This is a genomic window from Variovorax sp. dw_954, from assembly GCF_018449755.1.
In the GTDB taxonomy this organism is placed as follows: domain Bacteria; phylum Pseudomonadota; class Gammaproteobacteria; order Burkholderiales; family Burkholderiaceae_C; genus Variovorax.
In genome coordinates, this window is the sequence record NZ_JAAVVD010000028.1 from 1 (window position 1) to 20744 (window position 20744).

General features: G+C 64.6%; 21 protein-coding genes and 1 pseudogene. 16 read left to right on the plus strand and 6 right to left on the minus strand.

Going from position 1 to position 20744, the window contains the following annotated elements:
* The 6 genes from HB681_RS30975 to HB681_RS31000 all read left to right on the plus strand — a co-directional run.
* Positions 1-571 (plus strand): VOC family protein (locus HB681_RS30975; RefSeq protein ID WP_213958730.1); only part of this gene is annotated, 571 nt, incomplete at its 5' end.
* Between the two features lie 68 nt (positions 572-639).
* Positions 640-1608 (plus strand): flavin reductase, encoded by a 969-nt coding sequence (locus tag HB681_RS30980; RefSeq protein WP_213958731.1) that lies wholly within the window; start codon positions 640-642, stop codon positions 1606-1608.
* A gap of 61 nt (positions 1609-1669) precedes the next feature.
* The gene (locus HB681_RS30985) at positions 1670-2659 is read left to right on the plus strand and encodes a tripartite tricarboxylate transporter substrate binding protein (protein WP_213958732.1); all 990 of its coding nucleotides are present in this window, start codon (positions 1670-1672) and stop codon (positions 2657-2659) included.
* Positions 2660-2831: 172 nt separating this feature from the next.
* Positions 2832-3596, plus strand: a complete 765-nt coding sequence (locus HB681_RS30990; RefSeq protein WP_213958733.1) for a fumarylacetoacetate hydrolase family protein — start codon at positions 2832-2834, stop codon at positions 3594-3596.
* Positions 3597-3707: 111 nt separating this feature from the next.
* Positions 3708-4328, plus strand: coding sequence for a glutathione S-transferase (locus HB681_RS30995; RefSeq protein WP_213958734.1), 621 nt, complete (start codon positions 3708-3710; stop codon positions 4326-4328).
* Positions 4329-4338: 10 nt separating this feature from the next.
* Entirely contained in the window at positions 4339-5133 is a 795-nt protein-coding gene (locus HB681_RS31000) for a LysR family transcriptional regulator (protein ID WP_213958735.1), read from the plus strand.
* Between the two features lie 272 nt (positions 5134-5405).
* Here HB681_RS31000 and HB681_RS31005 read toward each other — a convergent pair whose 3' ends face one another.
* Both HB681_RS31005 and HB681_RS31010 read right to left on the minus strand, forming a co-directional pair.
* Positions 5406-6437: an amidohydrolase family protein gene (locus tag HB681_RS31005; protein ID WP_213958736.1), complete on the minus strand. Its 1032-nt coding sequence runs from the start codon at positions 6435-6437 to the stop codon at positions 5406-5408.
* Between the two features lie 115 nt (positions 6438-6552).
* On the minus strand, positions 6553-7437 hold the full coding sequence (locus tag HB681_RS31010; protein WP_213958737.1) for a LysR substrate-binding domain-containing protein: 885 nt from the start codon (positions 7435-7437) through the stop codon (positions 6553-6555).
* Between the two features lie 169 nt (positions 7438-7606).
* Between HB681_RS31010 and HB681_RS31015 the strand changes: the two genes are divergently transcribed.
* The gene (locus HB681_RS31015) at positions 7607-8197 is read left to right on the plus strand and encodes a nuclear transport factor 2 family protein (RefSeq protein WP_256354374.1); all 591 of its coding nucleotides are present in this window, start codon (positions 7607-7609) and stop codon (positions 8195-8197) included.
* 69 nt (positions 8198-8266) lie between these two features.
* On the opposite strand, the gene HB681_RS31020 is transcribed toward HB681_RS31015, so the two are convergent.
* The 3 genes from HB681_RS31020 to HB681_RS31030 all read right to left on the minus strand — a co-directional run bounded on the left by HB681_RS31020 (position 8267) and on the right by HB681_RS31030 (position 11134).
* Positions 8267-9175: an alpha/beta hydrolase gene (locus HB681_RS31020; protein WP_213958738.1), complete on the minus strand. Its 909-nt coding sequence runs from the start codon at positions 9173-9175 to the stop codon at positions 8267-8269.
* Positions 9176-9329: 154 nt separating this feature from the next.
* Positions 9330-10124, minus strand: a complete 795-nt coding sequence (locus HB681_RS31025) for an alpha/beta hydrolase (protein WP_213958739.1) — start codon at positions 10122-10124, stop codon at positions 9330-9332.
* A 26-nt stretch (positions 10125-10150) separates the two neighbouring features.
* Positions 10151-11134, minus strand: a complete 984-nt coding sequence (locus tag HB681_RS31030; protein WP_213958740.1) for a tripartite tricarboxylate transporter substrate binding protein — start codon at positions 11132-11134, stop codon at positions 10151-10153.
* A 110-nt stretch (positions 11135-11244) separates the two neighbouring features.
* Between HB681_RS31030 and HB681_RS31035 the strand changes: the two genes are divergently transcribed.
* On the plus strand, positions 11245-12156 hold the full coding sequence (locus tag HB681_RS31035; protein WP_213958741.1) for a LysR family transcriptional regulator: 912 nt from the start codon (positions 11245-11247) through the stop codon (positions 12154-12156).
* 15 nt (positions 12157-12171) lie between these two features.
* Here the strand turns inward: HB681_RS31035 and HB681_RS31040 are convergent.
* A pseudogene (locus HB681_RS31040) lies at positions 12172-12303 on the minus strand (hypothetical protein); the annotation flags it as partial.
* Positions 12304-12511: 208 nt separating this feature from the next.
* Between HB681_RS31040 and HB681_RS31045 the strand changes: the two are divergent.
* The 8 genes from HB681_RS31045 (at position 12512) to HB681_RS31080 (ending at position 20651) form a co-directional block, all read left to right on the plus strand.
* Positions 12512-14152 carry an FAD-dependent monooxygenase gene (locus HB681_RS31045; protein ID WP_345944785.1) on the plus strand — a complete coding sequence of 547 codons (1641 nt, stop codon included), beginning with the start codon at positions 12512-12514 and terminating at the stop codon, positions 14150-14152.
* Positions 14153-14181: 29 nt separating this feature from the next.
* Positions 14182-15360 carry an ABC transporter substrate-binding protein gene (locus tag HB681_RS31050; RefSeq protein ID WP_213958743.1) on the plus strand — a complete coding sequence of 393 codons (1179 nt, stop codon included), beginning with the start codon at positions 14182-14184 and terminating at the stop codon, positions 15358-15360.
* A gap of 10 nt (positions 15361-15370) precedes the next feature.
* Entirely contained in the window at positions 15371-16291 is a 921-nt protein-coding gene (locus HB681_RS31055; protein ID WP_213958744.1) for a branched-chain amino acid ABC transporter permease, read from the plus strand.
* A 178-nt stretch (positions 16292-16469) separates the two neighbouring features.
* Complete coding sequence (locus HB681_RS31060; RefSeq protein ID WP_256354372.1) at positions 16470-17369, plus strand: branched-chain amino acid ABC transporter permease; 900 nt, start codon at positions 16470-16472, stop codon at positions 17367-17369.
* A complete protein-coding gene (locus HB681_RS31065; RefSeq protein WP_256354371.1) occupies positions 17366-18136 on the plus strand; it encodes an ABC transporter ATP-binding protein in 771 nt (256 codons plus the stop codon). Before HB681_RS31060 ends, HB681_RS31065 begins: the two co-directional genes overlap by 4 nt.
* Before the next feature lie 43 nt (positions 18137-18179).
* Positions 18180-18890 carry an ABC transporter ATP-binding protein gene (locus HB681_RS31070; RefSeq protein WP_213958746.1) on the plus strand — a complete coding sequence of 237 codons (711 nt, stop codon included), beginning with the start codon at positions 18180-18182 and terminating at the stop codon, positions 18888-18890.
* A gap of 72 nt (positions 18891-18962) precedes the next feature.
* Positions 18963-19754 (plus strand): alpha/beta hydrolase, encoded by a 792-nt coding sequence (locus HB681_RS31075; protein ID WP_213958747.1) that lies wholly within the window; start codon positions 18963-18965, stop codon positions 19752-19754.
* On the plus strand, positions 19755-20651 hold the full coding sequence (locus HB681_RS31080; protein WP_213958748.1) for a LysR substrate-binding domain-containing protein: 897 nt from the start codon (positions 19755-19757) through the stop codon (positions 20649-20651).
* Positions 20652-20744: the final 93 nt, after the last annotated feature.

Genomic DNA, 20744 nt, shown 5'->3' on the forward strand with positions numbered 1-20744 from the left:
ATCAAGCGATCATTGTCGTCAGCGCATTGCTGACTGCCTGTCGCGACTGGATGTAGCCGCAACTGCGCACAGCAACGTCCCACAAGGCCGGATCGGGTTGACCTTCATGTTCCGCAAGCCCGGCACGCAGGACATCGTGTTTCTCGAGAATCCCGGCCCGCGCCTGCATCACTTCGCCTACACGGTGTCGGATTCGCACAGCATCCTGCGTGCTTGTGACGTCGCCGGCAACATGGGCATGGGCGACGTGGTGGAACGCGGCCCCGGACGACATGGTCCGGCGGGCGTGTTGTTCGTCTACTTGCGCGACCCCGATGGCCACCGGGTGGAACTGTTCTGCGATCACTACCTGCTGATCGACAGCGAGGTCGAGCCGGTGCGCTGGGATGTGAAAGTGCCCGGCCTGACCTTGCGCTGGGGCCTGCCGCCGCAGGAGTGCTGGTTCACCGAAGCGACTCACTTCTCGGGCGTGCCGGTCGCGGAACTGGACGGGAGCCGGCCGCCTCTGGCAACGCTCGAGCGTTACCTGGCGGACAAGGCAAAAACACGCGCCGCCAAGGCTGGCGCTTGATCCTGAGCGGGGCTGCATCCGTAGCCCCGCCCTTGCTCAGGCATCGCCCCCAAGATTGGAGACTCAGGATGAACAGCCCGGTATTGACCCCACCAGATCCGCGCACCTTGCGCAACGCCTTCGGCTCCTTCGCAACGGGTGTGACGATCGTCACCACGTCGGGCCCGGCCGGCTCGGACATCGGCTTGACGGCCAACAGCTTCTCCTCCGTGTCGCTCGACCCACCGATGGTGCTGTGGAGCCTCGCGCGAACGTCCGCCAATCTCGACGCTTTCCGCAACGGCACGCATTTCGCCGTGCACATCCTGTCTGCCGATCAGGAGGCGCTTTCCTCGCGCTTCGCGAGCAAGATCGCAGACCGCTTCGAGGGCGTTGCCATCGAACGCGGGCCGGCCGGCATCCCGCTTTTGCCGGACTGCATGGCCCGCTTCGCCTGCAAGGTGGCCTACCAGTACGAGGGCGGCGATCACGTCATCTTCGTCGGCGAGATTCTTGATTTCAGCCATTCCGCGCGCAAGCCGCTGGTCTTCCATGGTGGGCGCTATGGCATGTTGCTGCCCAAGCAAGGCAATGCATCGGCGCAACCGGTGGACGAGCTCAGCAACCTGTCGGCGGACGATCTGCTGTACCAGGTCTCGAACGCCTACTTCCGGACACGGCAGGCCGTGATCAACGAACTCGAGCACCATGGATGGACATCGGAGGAGTACGCCGTCCTCAGCATCATTGGCCGGGAAGACGGGCTGTGCGTGCCGGAGATCGTGGCGCGCAGCGAGAAGGTTCGCGGGCAGGCGATCTCAACCGCGATCGTCCAGAAGCTCATCGGGCTTGGCTTGCTTCACAAGGTCGACTCGGCAGACGGTGAGGCGAGGGTCAGGTTGACCACCGAAGGCCGCCTTGCGGTCATGAAGCTCATCGCGATACGAAAGTCGAGCGAGGCCGATGTGCAGGGCAACCTGGACCCGAGCGAAGTTCAATTGCTCAAGCACCTTCTGGCTCGGCTCGAACACCCCGCCCATGCAGTGACATCGAATTGAGCGGTCCCACCGCGACGCGGGCTCATCGCGCCGCATATCAAAATAAGTCTGGAGACAAGAAATGAAACGACGGTCCTTCGCTTTTCTGGCCGCAGGCATTGGCCTCGGCCTGGTCGCCCCGCTTGCCTCGGCACAGTCCGATGCGCAGTCCTTCCCGACGAAGCCGGTGCGTATCATTTCCCCTTTTTCCTCGGGCAGCGGACCCGATGCGGCGATCAGGGTCGTTGCGGAAAAACTCGGCGCCAACTGGAAGCAGGGCGTCGTCATCGATCCCCGGCCAGGCGGCAGTGGCTTCCTTGCTGCCAACGTGGCGAAGCAGGCGCCGCCGACGGGCTACGACCTTTTCCTGGCCGACGTGGGCCATCTGGCCATCAACCCCTCCTTGTTCAAGAAGCTGCCCTACGACCCGAAGAACGACTTCGTGCCGGTGGGTGGCTTGCTTCACACATCGTTCTTTATCGTGGTGGGGGCCAACAGCCCCTATCGCACCGTCAAGGATCTGCTGGCCGCAGCCGCCGCCGCGCCGGGCAAGATCACCTACGGCTCCACCTCGGTCGGTGGCCCGCCGCACCTGGGCGCGGCGGAAGTCGAAGCGGCCAGTGGAACCCGGATGACGCATGTGCCTTACAAGGAGATCTCGCAGCTCAACATTGCGGTGTCGAACGGCGAGGTCGACTGGACCATGGGCAGCCTGGCCAGTTCCGGCGCGCTGCTCAAGGGCGGCAAGGTTCGCTTCCTCGCCATTGCGGATGACACCCGGTCGGCCAGTTTGCCAAGTGTCCCGACGCTGGAGGAGGCGGGTGGTCCCAAGGGCGTGCAGGCGCGCAGTTGGGTTGCGTTGATGGCGCCCAAGGGCACGCCGGCTGCCGTGATCGCCACGCTGAACCAGAGCTTGAACGAGGCGCTCAAACAGGCTGAAGTCGCCGAGAAATTCGCGACCTTCGGTTACGTGCCGGATCCGATGACGCCTGCCGCGCTCGCGAAGTTGATCGATCGCGACACAGTGACCTATGAGGCCATCGTCAAGCGCACCGGTGCCAGCGCCGACTGAACCACATGAGAATTGCACGCTACCAATCTGCTGCCGGTACCGAGCGGCTCGGTGTTGTCACGTCGTCATCGGGCAGTGAACTGCTGGTCGATGTCGCGAAAGCTGCTGCTGCCCGCGGTGGACCCAGCGCGCCAGCCTCGGTGATGGAGTTGATCGTGGGCGTGCGCCGGCGATGGATGCCACGCGCGAGTTGCTTACCTGGGCCACGCATCGCAACGATCCCTTCTGGATGGACGACCCGGACCAGGTGCAGTGGCTGACCCCAGTGCCGCCCAAGTCCATGTTCAGCGCCGGCCGCAACTTCGGGCGCCACAAGATGGAGTCGATGAAGGGCAGTGCTGCCAGCGCCAGCAAGCTGCACAGTGACTTCCCCACGGGCTTCGTGAAACTGGGGCGCACGATGGTCCCGCACAAGAGCCAGGTGAAGCGACCGAAGGACGTTCTCGATTTAGACTACGAAGTGGAGATCGTGCTGGTACTGGGCAAGGCCATCGATGCGGACAGCGACGTCGACCCAGCCAGCGCCATCTTCGGTTACACCATCTTCAACGACTTGTCGGCACGCGAATGGCAGCTCCGCGAGATGGACAACGGCATGATCATGCTGGGCAAGAATTTCCCAGGCTTCGGACCCATCGGCCCTTACATCCTCACCGCGGATGAAGTCCCCGACCCCAACGGCCTGGTCCTTTGGCTGAAGGTCAACAGCGAGCTGCGCCAGCATTCGGACTGCCGCGACCTGATCTTCGGCTTCGAGCAGATGGTCGCGTTCTGGTCGCGCTTCGGCCTCGTCCCCGGGGACATGATCAGCACCGGTACGCCCGAAGGCGTGGCCTTGCATCACAAGCCGGATTCGCGCGCCTGGTACCTGAAGCCCGGTGACCGGGTCGAGGCGGGTGTGGACAGCATCGGCGTGCTGGAAACGTTCATCGTATAGACGACAAGAATGCAGGCGCTTGCGATAGGCCGCGGGGTCACCCAATCGGCACACCGCCGTGCCGCCTCAACGCAAGTCGCCGCCACCTTCCCCCTCACATTGGAGTGCTGAATGAAGCTTTATTTTTTGCCCGGTGCCTGCTCTATCGGAATACATGCCTTGCTCGCCGAGCTCGGCCAGCCGTTCGAGATCGAGAAGGCGGCGCGTTCCGGAACGCCCGAGTTCGAGGCGTACAAGCAGATCAATCCCAAAGGGAAGGTGCCTGCACTGATTCGTGATGACGGATCGCTGCTCACCGAGTTCCCTGTGATCGCGCTCTATCTGGCCCGCACCCATGCCGCACGGGGCTTGATCCCGACAGACATCGAAGGCGAGATCCGCGTGATGGAGATGACCGAGCATCTCGTCTTCACCGTGCACATGCAGGGCTACACTCGTGTTCGCCGGCCCGAGAAATTTGCGCCGAGCGAGTCCGATCACGCAGCGGTCAAGGCATTCGGTCTCGGGATATTCCAGGCCGGGCTCGATCGGGCAGAACGGCAGATCAACGGCAAGGACTGGCTCTTCGACAAAATGACCATCGCTGATTTCGCGCTCTTCTATCTCGAGCACTGGTCTGTCGTCAACGGCATCGGATCATTGGGTCCGAGTTGCCAGGCGCACCACGATCGCCTGTGGTCGAAAGCCGAAATCCGTCGTGCCATCGAATCCGAGGCCCTGACTTCATCCTGAACATTCCACGATGGATCTGTTGTCGAAGCTGAAGGCTTTCATCGCGACTGCGGACGCCGGCAATTTCTCCGAAGCCGCGCGCAACTCGTACGTCTCGCCTTCGGTCATCATGAAGCGGGTCGACGCGCTCGAGTGGGATCTGAAGACGACGCTCTTCGAACGATCGACCCGGCGGTTGACGCTGACGGACACAGGGCAAAGCTACCTCACACATGCGCGCCAGATGATCCGGTCGTACAACGACATGGTCAGCGGCGCGATCCTGAACCCCGGCAGCATCGAGGGTCCGATCAGGATCAAGGCCCCAGCGGTTTTTGTCAGGCGCGGCCTGGGTGATCTGTTCGCCGCCTACCGCGCAGAGAACCCGCTCGTCCAGCTCGAGATCATCGCGTCCGACAGGGGTGGCAATCCGGCGACGGAGGGCTTCGACATCGCGGTCGGGATGCACCAGATGTCCTTTCCAGACGTCATCGAGCAGGTCATCCGCGCCTTTCCCCGACTCCTTTGCGCAGCCCCTTCCTATCTCGCCCGGCGCGAGGCGCCTCTGCATCCCCGCGACCTGATCGATCACCCGTGCCTCGCGTTTTCGATTGCCGGACGATCTGGGGATTCAGCTCGGCGGAAGGGCGCGTGGAAGTGGACGTGCGGCCCGTCCTCATCACCAATGACGCCGACTACCTGTGCGCCGCCGCATGCGGCGGGCAAGGGATCGTCCAGCTTGCGCGGCCGAGTGTTGCCGACGCCCTGCAGGCCGGGCAACTCGTCCCTGTGCTGGAGCAATTCCCGTTGGTGGAACGGTGGGTGAAGATCATGGTGCCCTCAGCCCGGTTGAAGCTGACGCGAGTCAAACTCCTGTTCGACAAGATGGCTTTGCATCTGGCGTCCGGCGGTGGTGAGGGGATGGATCGACCTTCGCCGGTTCGCCGCGGGACCTGCAGATCCGTTAGCGCCACTTCGGAGTTTGCGGGCTTGACCTGCACGGGAAGCGCTCCTCAAGATGCAAAGCCCCCAATACTTTGGAGTCATGCATCGAAGACCGCCCAACTCGGCAGGAACGGCCCCCCGTGTCTCCAAGCCTTACAGGCGAAACAACGCTTCCGCATTCCTGTGCGCGAACTTTTCCTTGTCGTCCTGGCTGATGGGCAAAGCTTCCAGAAACTCCCGTGCACCGGTGTTCGTGAGGTAGGGATAGTCCACCGCGTAGATCAGCCGGTCTGCACCGACCACCTTGTGGACGAACTCGAAGTGCGGCAGGTTCAGCATGCCACTGGGCGTCACGTAGACGTGCTGGCGGTAGGTGTCAGAGATCGTGCGTGACAGGCCGGTCACTTCGCGCGGCAGCGTGTCGTCCATCCGGTGCAGGTAGAAAGGCACCATCTCGCCCCAATGCCCGCTGATGACCTGCAGCTTGGGAAACTTGTCGAACACGCCGGCCAGCATCATCCGGATGACCTGGGTGCCGGCGTCGTGGTGCCAGCCCCAGCCGAAGATCGAGAGACGCGCGCTGACTTCCTTGTCCAGCCCACCGTAGTAGGGCTCCCGCACCTGAGGCAACGGCACGCCGGGGTGGACGTAGACCGGTACCTGCAGTTCGTCCAGCTTGGCCAGCACCGGCTCGTAGCGCGGGTCGTCCAGGAAGGTCTCGCCGGGGCGGCCCACCAGCAGGGTGCCCTTGAAGCCCAATTGCTTCACCGCACGCTCCAACTCCGCCGCCGCGGCCTCCGGGTGCTGCCACGGCAAGGCGGCAAAGCCGCCGAATCGCGTCGGATGGGCCTGAACGGCCTTGGCCAGTCGGTCGTTGGCGGCACGGGCGAGGTCGGTGGCCTGCGCAGCCGGCACCATCTGCACCGAATTGCTGTAAGACACGATCTGCATGTCGATGCCGTGCGCATCCATGTCGGCGATGCGTTTGGACCCGACGTCGCCGGCCCGCTCCAGCGACACCGGCGGTGCGACCAAGTGCGGGCGGTGGTCGTTGAAGCTTTCGGGCCGGTCTTCGACGCGGCTGCCCCAATCGGCCATGTAGGGTGCTTCGGCTTTCAGGTTGGCCATGCCGGCCCTGGCGAGGTCGGCATCGACGGTGTGCTCTTCAATGCAGATGATCTTCATGATGTGCTTCTCGGTGAATGGATGCCCGCAAGGATGTTCCCATTCAACGATCAACACTAATATTAGATTTCAATCAATTGATCATCTGTACTGATGGCCTGAATCGCGAAGCCCTTCAAGGTTTCACTTTGCGTCGCGCCAATTCCCGGAACGCGATGACTGCGCCCGTCGTTTCTTCCACGCGACTCAGCAGCAACAGCCCGGCCACTTGTCCCAACGCATCGATCGGCCGATAGACCAGCGTAGGTACGGGCACGTCGGCCACCGGCGCCGGCACGACGGCAATGCCGAGACCGGCTGCCACCAGCGCGAGCACCGTCAGCGTGCTGCCGACGCGATAGGCGACCTCGGGCGGCCGGCCTATCAAGACCTGGAGGGCAGTCAGCAGGTCTTCGTCGGCCTTTCCCATGGCGTAGACGATGAGAGGCTGCGTCGCGATGGACTTTGGCGTGAGTCGCTTGCGCGTTGCCAAGGAATGGTCCGCAGGCATGGCCACGACGAAGGGCCACGAGCCGATTCGCACCGATTCGACGCCGTCGCAGGCCAGGCCTTCTACGGGCGCATAGCCGATGTCGAGCTGACCTGTACGGATTGCATCGGCCTGCAGATCGGGCGCCATTTCCTGCACGACGAGTTCGGCACCGGGATGCACTTTGCGAAACTCCCGCAAGTCGCTCATGAGCTTGCCGCTGAAGACCGCGTTGCCGGCAAAGCCGACGCGCACGCGCCCGGTTTCGCCGCGCAGGGCGCGTCGCACAGTCTCGCGGGCGTGCTCGGCCTGGTCCAGCGTGCGCCGGGCCTCTGCCATGAACAGGGTGCCGGCCTCCGTCAGCGTCACACGGCGACTGGTGCGAATGAACAAGGGCCCGCCCAACTCTTCTTCCAGCGCCCGGATCTGCATGCTCAGCGCGGGCTGGACGATGTGCAGGCGCTCGGCGGCGCGGCCGAAATGGGCTTCTTCAGCGACCGCCATGAAATACCGGAGGTGACGCAGTTCCACGATTTAAGCCTTCCTGGTTCAGGTGAATCGATGCATGCGCATGTTGTCCAATTCACCCAGATTGGGTCATGGGATCCTCGTATTCCTGACAGCGGCTCGATTTGAATGAATCAATTCTATTGATCAATCAGTGAGAACAACGTATTGGATTTGATCGCCGGAAAGAGCGATGCTTCACGGCATCATGAACACCTACCTCGAAGACCGACTCGCGCTCAATGACCTAATCACCGGCTGGATCCATCGTGATCTGGGTGATTGGGATGCACTGCGCGAACTTTTCCACCCTGACGGCACCATCGAAGTGACCTGGTTCGAAGGCTCGTTCGGCGAGTTCGTCGACGGCTCGATCCGCATGGGCGCATCCGACCTGCAGACCAAGCACCTCATCGGCACGCCCGTTGCCACGCTCAACGGCGGCAAGGCCATCGTCGAGACCAATGCCGTGATCGTCGGCGAGAACGTCAAGCTGCAGCTTGGTTGCGCCGTGCACAACCGCTTCTACGACATGGCCGAAAGACGCGATGGCGTGTGGAAGCTGTTGCGCCGCCAGAGCGTGTACGACATGGGCAGCTTCACCTTTCCGGCAGGGCCAAGGGACATAGACCCCGCGATGGTTGCGCGCTACCCGCGCGAATACGCGGCGCTGGCCTATGTGCTGGAGAAGAGCGGCTTTCCGCTCGGGCGAGTGTTCGCCACGCGAGGCAGCAAGCTCGAGCAGTCCATGAAGGCCGACGGCCAGGCGTGGCTGTCCGCTTGATTTCTGTCGTCAGTCACTTTCTGGGAATGGCCCGACATCCTTTTGAAGGGATGGTCGGGCCAGTTCGATTCAGGCTGCCTGACTGTGCTTGGCTTCTGCGTCGCGCAGGAAAGCGTCGACCACCCTGTTAAAGGCATCCGGACAATCCTGTTGCAGGAAATGGCTCGGAGCTTCCTGAAGGACGGTATGCCGTCCGCCAGTCAAACGCGCGAGAGCCTCGCCGGTGGCGCCCTGGGACGCGCTGTATCCGCCGGAAATGATCAGCACCGGAATGCCGGCGGCGGCGACCTTGTCGGCGGCTGCGCGCTGCTCTGTTGCCGAAGCCATGTGGGCACGCAGCAATGAGCAGCCCATGGCCGTGGCGCGATCCGGATCTGCCTTGAGTCCTGCCACAGCCACGTTGTCGGCGCCGTCGCTTGAACCCAGCGAGCCGACGAATCCAATGGCGTAGTCTGCGGGTGTCTTTCCAGACAGCAGGTACTTCATGATGATCTCGGCCGCTCCTTTCGTCGCAGGGTCCGCCGCGCTTTGCGGATCGGTGGACAACATCATCTGCAATGCCGGTTCTACGAGGATGAGCGAACGCACCGCTTCCGGCCGCAGCGCCGCTGCCAGCAGTGATTCGGCGCCACCAAAGGAATGCCCGATCAGGTGACTGCTCTGGCCCAGCCGTTCGGCAATCAACGCCGCATCCGCGTGCATGTCATCGGGTCCCCGGGACGGGCTTTCGCCGAACCCCGGGCGATCGATCAGCCTGAGCTTCCAGCCCATGTCGGCCAGTGGAAGCTGCCCTTTCCAGTTGACCGGACCGCCGCCAATACCCCCTTGTACGCCCCCATGGACAAACAATACCGGCGGGCCCTTGACTCCGCACTCTGTGATGTGAACGGGCAAGTCCGCCGCATTGGCGGGAACTGGATGAACGGGGCATTGCGCCAGCAATGAGGGATTGGCTTCGCCGAGTGCCTTGGATGACATGTTTGATTTCCCTGCGTTAAGAAGGCAAGTTGTTGATTCGATGCAATGCACAGCATGCGCCTTCTCATCGATTTGAACAAATAAGCATTCCTTAGCGATCGATCATTTTCAATGATCGGTTTGCCGGCCGCGCGTCCAACCGGTCGGCCGCGCATCAGTTGCCCGCGCGTGACGGCGCGTGCAGCTGCAGGAACCGGTCGACCACCGTGTTGAATTCGGTCGCATGTTCGAAGTACGCCGAGTGGCCCGAATCCTCGAAGGTATAGGGTTCTGCACCTGGGATCAGGCTCGCGGCATGGAAGTGACTCTCGGAATTGAGAAAGTCGTCGTGCGATCCGCCGGCGACGACGGTCGGCACGCTGTAGTTGTCGAAATCGGCGGGGTAAAGCTTGATGCTGTCGTCCATCATGGTCGATGAATCGAACGGAGGGTTCAGCGCCTTGATCTGCGAATACAGGAAGATCAGGTCGGGCCGCGCCTTCAGCGTCTCGCGGTTCCAACCGACCCCGGCGCCGCGGGAGAAATCCGGCCCGAGGAAGATCCCGTTGGCACGCTGGATCACCTTCCAGTTCTGCGTCGAATAGGCTGGCGTCGGCGAGCCGTTGATGAACAGACACGACACGCGCTCGGGCGTTCGCACTGCAATGGGAAGGCCCGCCCAGGCGCCGAGCGACTGGCAGACGAAGGCTGCGCGTGCTATGCCCTCGGCATCCATGATCGCGCGAATGTCATCGGGGAAGTGCCGCGGATGGACCGCTTCGGGCGCGCAACGCGAATGCTTGAATCCGCGCAGGTCGACCGTGATCACCTGATAGCGATCGCGGAAGAAGGGCACCTGCTGGTAGAAGGCCATGGAGTTGCCTCCGCCGCCGTGAATGAAGAAAACGGGGTGGCCCTCGCCTTGCTTCTCGTAGTACAGGCTGGTGTCTGGAAGATGGATGGTCGGCATGCTCGTCTTTCGGTTGGTGAATGAAACTACAGCGGCTGGATGCCCAGGTCCCGAAGCAACGCAGGAATGGCTGCGGCCTCGGCGAGCAGCTCCCGTTCGAACTCCGCTGGCGCATTGCCCACGGGAGTGAAGCCGATGTTGGCCAGGAAGCCGCTCAAGTCGGCGCCTTGCACGGCGGCGCGCACTGCCAAGGCGACCTTTTGCTGGATCGCTGCATCCAGTCCGGCCGGTGCCAGAAGTCCGACCCATATCTCGTTGGTGAAGACGTATGAGCTGAAGCCGGCCTCGGCAAAGGTCTGCACATTGGGGAGCACGGCCGAACGCTTTGCGCCGACCAGGGCGAGCGCCTTCATCTTGCCTTCCGCGATCATCGGCGCGGCCACGAACGGTGCCGCAAAGGTCAGGTCCACCGTCCCGCCGAGCAGGTCCTGCAAGGCCGGTGGCGAACCGCGGTACGGAACTTCGCCAAAGCGCACGCCGGCTTGGCGGGCCACCGATTCCATCACCTGCACAGGGATCGTGCCCGGCCCCCACGATCCGTAGCTTGGGCTGTTGCCCTGTGCCTTCATCTCGGCGATGAGTTCTGAAACGCTGTTGGCCTTGACCCGCGGGTGCGCGACCAGTGCGGGCGCACTGTTGGCTACCTTGCTGATCGGCAGGAAGCCGCTGCGAGGATCGTAGGGCAGCTTCTTGACCATCACGCTCGCCGCCACCAGTGGATCGCTGGTGGTGAACAGGAAGGCGTAGCCGTCCGCCGCAGAGCGTGCAACCTCGCCCGCGCCGATGGTTCCGATCGCGCCCGGCTTGTTGTCGACAACGACCGGGGTACCCAGACTCTTGCCCAACAACTCGCCGAGCTTGCGAGCAATTGCGTCCACCGGCGAACCGGCCGGCGAAGGCACGACGATGCGGATCGGCTTGGCGGGCCAGGCGGTGGCGGCCCAGGCGGGCGCAAACATCGCAATAGGCAATGTGCCGCTGGCGGCAATCAGATGGCGTCGGGTCAGCATGTGTACTCCTTGGGGCAATGGGATGTGATTCGGAGGATGCTATGCACCACGACTGACCTCCGGAAGAGTCAAAATCGGCTTCGTGAACACCTTTGGAGGTCGCTGAACCCATGACCATGCAGCAGCTCAGGGCGCTGGTCGCCGTGGTGACGCACGGCAGCATCCGCGCCGCCGCGCGCCGCCTGCACCTGTCGCAGTCGGCGGTCACGAAGGCGATGCATCTGCTGGAGGAGGATGCCGGTGTGCCGCTGCTGATCCGGGGCTCGCGCGGGATTCACCTGACCGAGGCCGGCGAACGCCTGCTCGCGCGTGCGCGGCTGGTCACCCGGCAGGTCGATCTGGCCTATGAGGAACTGCGGCAAGCGGGCGGGGACGACGCCGGCACGCTGCAGGTTGCGCTGAATCCGATCGTCACGCTGACGGCTCTGGGCGACGCGTTCAGGTGGTTCCGGCAGCGCTATCAGAAGGTGGACATCGAGTTCAGCGACGGCCTCATACAGCGGGTCCTGCCCCGCCTGCGCGACGGAACGCTCGACCTGGCATTGGTCGCAGCCGACGCGGGCGAGCTGCAGGGCGACGAGTTTCGCATCGAGCACCTTCGGCGCATTCGCCAGCGCGTGGTGGTACGCCGGGGCCACCCGGCGCTGGCGGCGCCAACGCCGCAGGCGCTCGTCGAGTGCGAGTGGATCTACACACGGCGGCTCGACGAAGCCCGGCAATCGCGCATGACGGAGATGTTCGGCCGCAGCGGCGTCGAGCCGCCGAAGCGCCACCTGATCTGCGATGCGCTGCAGGCCTTCGCGCTGCAACGCAATTCCGACGCGGTCAGCCTCATGCCGGAGCCGCTGTTGGGCAATGCCGAGACGCGCGACATCGTCGCGATCGAGGACTGCAGGATCGACCCCTTCGACCTCGAACTCGCGATGCTCACGCGCGCCGACACGCCACTCACGCCAGCGGCTGCGTTCTTCGCGCATTGCATTGCAAGGACGACCGGCGCGCAGCCGCCGGCAAGCGCGTGATGTGAACGCTTTCCCCTCGACGCCCGCGAGCCGAACACCCTTGGCAGCCCAGTCGCGCGACGACCCTTGCCCGTAGTCGGCACCGGCAATGATGATGAGTGGCTGCTTGCGCGCCATGTAGGTCTCGATGCCTTCCCGCATGCGCACGCGCGTGACGCGCGGCAGGAAAGTACCGATGTTGTTCAAGTGGTATGCCACTTGCGCTCCTGCGGGCCTTTTGTGCATGGCGCCGAATCTTGATCCATGCTGCCAGCGATGCCATCCGCTGATCAGTCCCCGGCTTTTTGTATCTTCTGGCCTCACTCCGGTGTCCCTACGATCGCCCCACACTCAAAAACCGAGAGATGGGGACAACGTGAGCGATGCAGTCGACAGGCGGGTATTGATCGTCGGCGCGGGGCCGACCGGGTTGGCTCTGGCCATCGAGCTGGGGCACCGTTCCATTCCTTGCCTGCTGGTCGAGCGCAATCCGCGCGTGGGCTTTGCGCCGCGCGCCAAGACCACGAACCTGCGCACCCGCGAGCACATGCGCCGCTGGGGCATCGCCGACAAGCTCAAGGCGCAATCGCCGCTGGGCATCGACTACCCGTCCAACGTGCTGTTCGTGACGCGGCTGGCGGGCCACGAGCTGGCCCGCTTCGAGAACGCGCTCTACTGCGCACCGGGCAAGAACCCGCTCTATTCCGAGCATTCGCAATGGATCCCGCAGTACACCTTGGAAGAAGTGATGCGCGCGCACGCGCAGACGCTGCCGGGCGTCGAGATCCGCTTCAACTGCGAACTGCAGGGCTTCGAGCAGGACGGCTCGCGAGTCATCTCACGGATACGTGACACGGCGGCCGGCAAGGACTTCACTGTGCGCAGCGACTACATGGTGGGCGCGGACGGCGCACGCAGTTTCGTGCGCGACGCCATCGGCGCGAAGATGGAAGGCAACTACGGCCTCTCGCGCAACTACAACGTGGTGTTCCATGCACCGGGCCTCGCGCAGGCGCACAGGCATGGCCCGGCGATCATGTACTGGCAGGTGAATGCCGATGTGCCCAGCATCATCGGCCCGATGGACCGCGGCGAGAAGTGGTTCTTCATGCCCACCGCGGTGCCGAAGGACGCGAACTTCGACGTCAATGCCGCGCCCGACCTGATCCGGAAGGCGACCGGCATCGACCTGCCCTATGAAGTGCTGAGCTCCGACGAATGGGTGGCCAGCAGCCTGGTGGCCGACACCTACCGCGACCGTCGCGTGTTCCTCGCCGGCGATGCCTGCCACCTGCATCCGCCGATGGGTGGCTACGGCATGAACATGGGCGTGGCGGACGGGGTGGACCTCGGCTGGAAGCTGGCGGCGATGGTGCAAGGCTGGGGTGGCCCCAGGCTGCTCGACAGCTACGCGGCCGAACGCGCGCCCTTGCACCGCTACGTCATCAATGAAGCTGTTGCCAACCACGGCACGCTGGGTCATCAGCTCTGGCAGGACGGCCTGGAGGACGACAACGCATGCGGCGAGAAGTTGCGTGCCGCCGTCGGTGCGCGCGTGGCATCCGCCAAGCTGCGCGAGTTCAACACGCTGGGCGTGGTGCTGGGTTACCGCTACGAGAACTCGCCGGTGATCGCGGGCGACGGCACCGAGGCGCCGCCGCCGGACTTCCTCAACTACGTGCCTTCGTCGCGGCCCGGCCATCTGGCGCCGCATGCGTGGCTGCATGACGGCACCTCGCTCTACGACCACTTCGGCCAGGGCTTCACCCTGCTCGACAGCGGCAAGGCCAACCCGGACGAGATCGCGGCCGCGCGCAAGGCGGCGCAGGCGGCTGGCGTGCCGTTGCAGGTGATCCAACCGAGCGAGCCAGGACTGCCGGGCCTCTATCGCTCGCGCCTCACCCTGATCCGCCCCGACCAGCACGTCGCATGGCGTGGCGACACATGGCCGCAGGACGGCGCCGGCGTGATGCGGCAGGTGACCGGCCAAGCCACGGCGCAGGCCCTGACGCACTGAATCGAACACAAGAAAACGGAGACAAGCGCATGCTGAATTTCAAGACCACCGTCGTCGCCGCCGTCATGGCTATCTGCGCCGCGACGCTCATGCCCGCGCATGCGCAGGCACCCATCAAGATCGGCTACCTCGGCACCTTCTCCGGCCCGATCGGCGCGATCGGCCAGGACAACTACGACGGCTTCATGCTCGGCATCGAGCAGCGCGGCGGCAAGCTCGGCAACGTGCCGGTGCAGGTGCTGAAGGAAGACGACCAGTTCAAGCCCGACGTCGGCCTGCAGATCGCGCAGAAGTTCATCGAGAAGGAGCAGACGCCGATCATCGTCGGCGTGATCGGCTCCAACGTGATGATGGCGATACAGCGGCCCATCACCGAGAAGCAGGTGTTCCTGATCGGCACCAATGCCGGCCCGTCTGCGATGGCGGGTGCGCAGTGCTCGCCCTACCAGTTCATCGTCTCCTGGCAGAACGACCTGCATGCCGAGGCCGCGGGCAAGTACGCCAACGACAAGGGCTTCAAGCGCATGGTGTTGATCGCGCCGAACTACCAGGCGGGCAAGGACGCGCTGCAAGGTTTCAAGCGGCAGTTCAAGGGCACGGTGCTCGACGAGCTGTTGCCCGGCATGTCGCAGCCGGACTTCTCTGCCGAGATCGCGCAGATCGCCGCGGCCAAGCCCGATGCGGTGTATGCCTTCTTCCCCGGCGCGCTGGCCGTCAACTTCGTGCGGCAGTACCAGCAGGCAGGGTTGAACAAGACGATTCCGCTGCAGTCCTCGGCGATGCTGGATGCGACCACGCTGCCGGCCCTGAAGGATGCCGCGCTGGGTCTCGTCACCACACACTATTGGGGCCCCGACCTGCCCAACCCGGTGAACCGCGAGTTCGTCGACGCCTTCGAGAAGAAGTACAACCGCATCCCCTCGTTGTTCGCGGCGCAGGGCTATGACGCGGCACTGCTGCTCGACACGGCGATCGGCAAGGTCAAGGGCAACGTGGCCGACAAGCCGGCGCTGCAGGCCGCGTTGAAGGCCGGCATCCCGAAGTCGACGCGCGGCGAGCTGAAGTTCGGCAACAACAACTTCCCGATCAACGACTGGTACGCGCTCGAAGTGGCGAAGGATGGAAAGGGCCGCATCAGCCTGAAGACCATCGCGACGCCGCTGAAGGACTACCAGGATTCATACCACGCGCAGTGCGCGATGAAGTGAGGCGAGCGGCATGACGGCCTCGCTGCTGTTCACGCAGTTGCTCAACGGGTTTCAGCTCGGCGTGCTGCTGTTCCTGCTCTCGGCCGGGCTGACGTTGGTGCTGGGCATCATGCATGTGATCAACCTCGCACATGGCTCGCTGTTCATGATGGGGGCGTACATCGCGGCCACCGTGCATGGATGGAGCGGGTCGTTCCTGCTCGCGGCCGTGGCTGCTGTCGCGGGCAGCTTGGTGCTGGGGCTGGTGCTGGAGCGGATCGTGGTGTCGAAGCTGTACGAGCGCGACCATCTCTACCAGGTGCTGGCGACCTTCGGCGTGATCCTGTTCCTCAACGAGGTCGCGCGCTTCGGCTGGGGGCCGTCGCCGATCTTCATTCCGGTGCCGGAGTTCCTGGCAGGCACGGTCGATGTGGCCGGCTTCTCGTACCCGGCGTATCGGCTCGCGATCATCGGCGTGGGGCTGGTGGTCGGCGCGGGCATGTACTGGGTGGTGCACGCCACGCGCATCGGCATGCTGATCCGCGCGGGTGCGTCGGACGCGGGCATGGTGGCGGCGCTGGGTGTGAACATCGGGCAGCTCAATGCGCTGGTGTTCGCTGCGGGCGCCGGGCTGGCCGGCCTGGCGGGGCTCATGGCGGGGCCGATCCTCTCGGTGCAGCCGGGCATGGGTGAGCCGATCCTGATCCTGGCGCTGGTGGTGCTGGTGACGGGTGGCATCGGGTCGATTCGCGGCGCGTTCTATGGCGCGCTGATCGTGGGCATCGTCGACACGATCGGGCGAGCGTTTCTCCCGGGGCTGATGCGCGAGATCGTGGAGCGCTCGCTGGCGCAGGCGGCCGGGCCGGCGATCGCGTCGATGCTGATCTACCTGCTGATGGCGATCGTGCTTGCGGTCAAACCGGCGGGGCTGTTCCCGGTGAAGCATGGATAGCTCAAAGCTCTCCCCCAGGCTTCGCGCACTGCGTGTCGCTCCGCCAACCCCCTCGCCGGGGGCGACACCGGTGGCCCGGCGAAGCCGGTTCCACGGTGTCCCCCGAACAAGCCTGCGCCTCTCTATCGCGGGCGCGCTCATCGCGTTGCTCGCGGTGGTGCCTGTGCTCTCGCACTTCATGGGTCAAAGCTTCTACGTCACGCTGGTCTCGCGAATGATGATCTTCGCGCTGGCCGCGACGGGCCTCAACCTCGTCATGGGTTATGGCGCGATGGTGAGCTTCGGTCATGCGCTCTACATCGGCATCGGAGCCTACGCGGTCGGCATGCTTTCGTTCCATGGCATCGGCAACGGCTGGGTGCATCTGGGCGTAGCGCTCGGCGCGGGTGCGTTGCTGGCAGCGGTCATCGGCCTCGTCTGCCTGCGGGCGAAGGGCGTGGGCTTCATCATGATCACGCTGGCCTTCGCCCAGATGTACTACTTTCTCGCGATCAGCCTCAAGCAGTACGGCGGCGACGATGGCTTCAGCCTCGCTGCGCGCAGCGACTTCGGCTTTGTCGACCTGAACGACAACGTGGTGCTGTACTACCTGATCTTCGGGCTGCTGATGGCCGTGCTTTTCTGCTTTCATCGGCTGGTGCATGCGCGCTTCGGCATGGTGCTGCGCGGCTGCAAGTCGAACGAGCGGCGCATGCTGGCGCTGGGCTTTCCGACGCTGCAGGTCAAGCTCGCGGCCTACGTGCTCTCCGCCCTGGTGTGCGTCTTGGCCGGGGTGCTGCTGGCCAACATGACGCGCTTCGTCTCGCCCTCGTACATGCAGTGGACGGTGTCGGGTGACCTCGTCGTCATCGTGGTGCTGGGCGGGCTGGGCACGCTGATCGGGCCGCTGCTAGGCGCCGTGCTGTGGCTGTGGCTGGAGGAAGCCTTTGCCTCGTTTCACAGTGGTTGGGGCGCGCTCGATGAACTGGTGCGCAACCACTGGCTCGGTGTGCTCGGCGTGCTGGCGGTGCTGGTCGCGCTGAAGCTCAAGGACGGCATTTACGGCGCCATCGCTGCGCGCGACAAGGGGCGCGAATGATGATGAACACCGTGACGCCGGTACTGCGTGTGCGCGGGCTGGTCAAGCGCTTCGGCGGATTGGTCGCGACCGACCGCCTCGACCTCGATGTCAACCCGGGCGAGATCCACGCCGTGATCGGCCCGAACGGCGCGGGCAAGACCACGCTGATCAACCAGCTCTCCGGCGAGTTGCTGCCCGATGAGGGCAGCATCCAGCTGCATGGCAGGGAGCTGGCGCACGAGTCGGTCCAGCGCCGTGCGCGCATGGGCATCGCGCGCAGCTACCAGATCACTTCCGTGTTCCCGGAGTTCACCGCGCTGCAGAACGTGATGCTGGCGGTGCAGGGCGCGAGCGGCGGCAGCTTCGCGTTCTGGAAGGCGGTGGCGAAAGACCTGACGCTGGTGCGGCCTGCGCAGCTCCTGCTGCATCAAGTGGGACTGGGCAGCCAGTCGAAGACGCGCGTGTCGGAGATGGCGCATGGCGCGCGACGGCAGCTTGAGCTCGCGATGACGATGGCGCTGAAGCCGCAGGTGATGCTACTCGATGAACCGATGGCTGGCATGAGCCACCAGGAATCGCAGGACATGGTCGCGCTGCTGGAAAGGCTCAAGGGCCGCTACAGCATCGTGCTGGTCGAGCACGACATGGACGCGGTGTTCGCACTGGCGGATCGCATCACGGTGATGGTCTACGGCCGGCCGATCGCGTGCGGCACGGCCGAGGACATTCGCAACGATGCCGAGGTGCGGCTCGCGTACCTTGGTGATCCCCTGGAGGTGATATGAGCGCAGCGCCGCGACACGAAGTGCCGGGCGTGGGAGATTCGCCATGAGCGCATTGCTTGAAGTCGACGGCATCGAGACCCACTACGGCGCCAGCCAGGCGCTGTTCGGCCTGTCCTTCGACGTGCGCTCCAGCGAGGTCGTGACGCTGATCGGCCGCAACGGCATGGGCAAGTCGACGACTGTGAAGACGGTGATGGGCATGCTCGCGCCGCGCAAGGGCTCCGTGCACATCGGCGGCGCAGACATCACCGGGCAGCCCGCGCACCGCGTCGCACGCACCGGCATCGGCCTGGTGCCCGAAGGCCGTCGCATCTTTCCGAACCTCACGGTGCGCGAGAACCTCGTCGCCACCGCGGAGAACCGCCGCGGCCGCCAGCCCCCGTGGACCCTGCAGCGCGTCTACGACATGTTCCCGCGCCTCGAGGAGCGCGAGCGCAACCTGGGCTGCAACCTCTCCGGCGGCGAGCAGCAGATGCTGGCCATCGGCCGCGCGCTGATGACCAACCCCACGCTGCTGATCCTCGACGAAGCCACCGAGGGCCTCGCGCCGCTGGTGCGCAGCGAGATCTGGAACTGCCTCGCCCGCCTCAAGGCCGAGGGCCTGTCGCTCATCGTCATCGACAAGAACATCGCCCCGCTGCTGCGGCTGGCCGACCGGCACTTCATCGTCGAGAAGGGGCGCGTCGTCTGGCAAGGGCGCTCCGAAGAACTGCGCGCACAGCCCGAGTTGCTGCGCGAATACGTCGGCATGTAGGCAAAGTAAATCAAAGAAGGAAATCAAGATGATCCTGGTCACCGCTGCCATTGGCAATCAAGGCAAGCTGTCATGAGCGGGAAGGACGCAATGCACATCACGCGATGGGGTGACGCCGGTCCGAAGGTCGTGCTGGTGCATGGCAGCGCGCAAGGCAGCGTCGTGGGTGGCTCGACGCACTTCTCCACGCAGCAAAGCCTGGCGGGTCGTGGCTGGCAGCTCATCGTGCCTGACCGCCCCGGCCACGGCCGCACCCCCGATCCGGGTCGTCCCGACGATGCCGATCTGGATGGCGCCCTGGTGGCCGACCTGCTGGGCGACGGCGCGCACCTGGTGGGTCATTCCTTCGGCGGATGCGTGGCGCTCGCCGCCGCCGCGAAGCGACCTGGCGCCGTCCGTTCGCTCACCATCATCGAGCCCGCCATGGCCGCGCTGGCGATCCACAAGCCTGTGGTGAAGCGCTTCGTCTTCGGCATGGTCAAGGCCCTGTTCCTGAGCTTCTCGCCAACCACGCGCATCCTGCGCTTCATCAAGCTCGTCAACATCCCGCCCGAACTGCGCGGCGGCGCGGACCCTGCCGAATTGAAGCGCATGGGCGTGGCCATCCGCAAGCTGCGGCTGCCATCGAAGGATGCGCTGCAGAGCGAGCTCGAAGCGGTGAAGCGCGCCGGCATTCCGTTGCTGGTGATCTCCGGCGGATGGAGCCCGGCCTTCGACGCGGTGTGCGACACCGTGGCGGAGATCGGCAACGGCCGACGGTTGAACATCGCGTCGCCGCACCACTTTCCGCAACTGGTGTCGGACGAGTTCAACCAGGTGCTGGCCCAGTTCATGGAAGATGCGGAAGCGAGAAGCAAGGCTTAGATGAAGCTCAACGCCCTGCGCGATTTCCAGGCCGTCGCCGAGCGCGGCAGCCTGCGCGCGGCGGCGCGTCAACTGGGTGTCGCACAGCCGGCGATGAGCCGCAGCATCCAGGAGCTGGAGAAGGAGCTTGGCGTGACGCTGTTCGAGCGCCGTGCCAAGGGTGTCTCGCTCACGTCGATGGGTGAACTGTTCTTGCGACGCACGCGTGCCGTGCGAAGCGAACTGCGGCGGGCGCAGGACGAAATTGCCCAGGCGCGTGGCGCGATGCACGGCCAGATCCGCATGTGTCTCAGCAGCGTCGCGCACATGGCGCTGCTGCCCGGCGCGCTGCGCCCGTTCCACGAACGCTATCCCGACGTGCGGCTGGAGATCATCGACGGCGTCGTGCCGAGCGTGGAGGCGGAACTGCTCGACGGCGCGATGGACCTTTACATCGGACCCGCGCCGCTGGACCTGTCGCCGCGGCTCGAGGTCGAGAAGCTGTTCGACAACCATCGCGCCATATTCGGGCGCATCGGGCATCCGCTGTCGGATGCGATGTCGCTGGCCGAACTCGTCGGCACCGAGTGGGTGACCACCTCGGCCACCTACCGCGCCGAGGACGAACTGTGCCCCGTCTTCCTGCGCCACGGATTGCCGCTGCCCCGCCTGGTGGTGCGCGGCCACTCGGCCTTCACCTTCTTCTTTTCGATCGTGCAGTCGGACATGCTCGCGATGCTGCCGGTGCAGTGGGCGCGCGCGCCGCTGTTCAGCGACAGCTTGCAGCGGATCGAGGTGAAGGAGGAACTGAGCGCGCTGCCGATCTGCATCGTGCGCAGGGTGGCGTTGCCGTTGACGCCGGTGGGGGAGTACTTTTGTACGTTGATGCGGGGAGCGGTGACGCGGGCAACGGAATAGGCGCGTCAGGTCATGACCGGCTGGTCCGCCTGCCTCCCGGGCTGACACGAGCCGATAGCGGATAGGCATCGCCAGCGCGCTTTTCCTATCTGT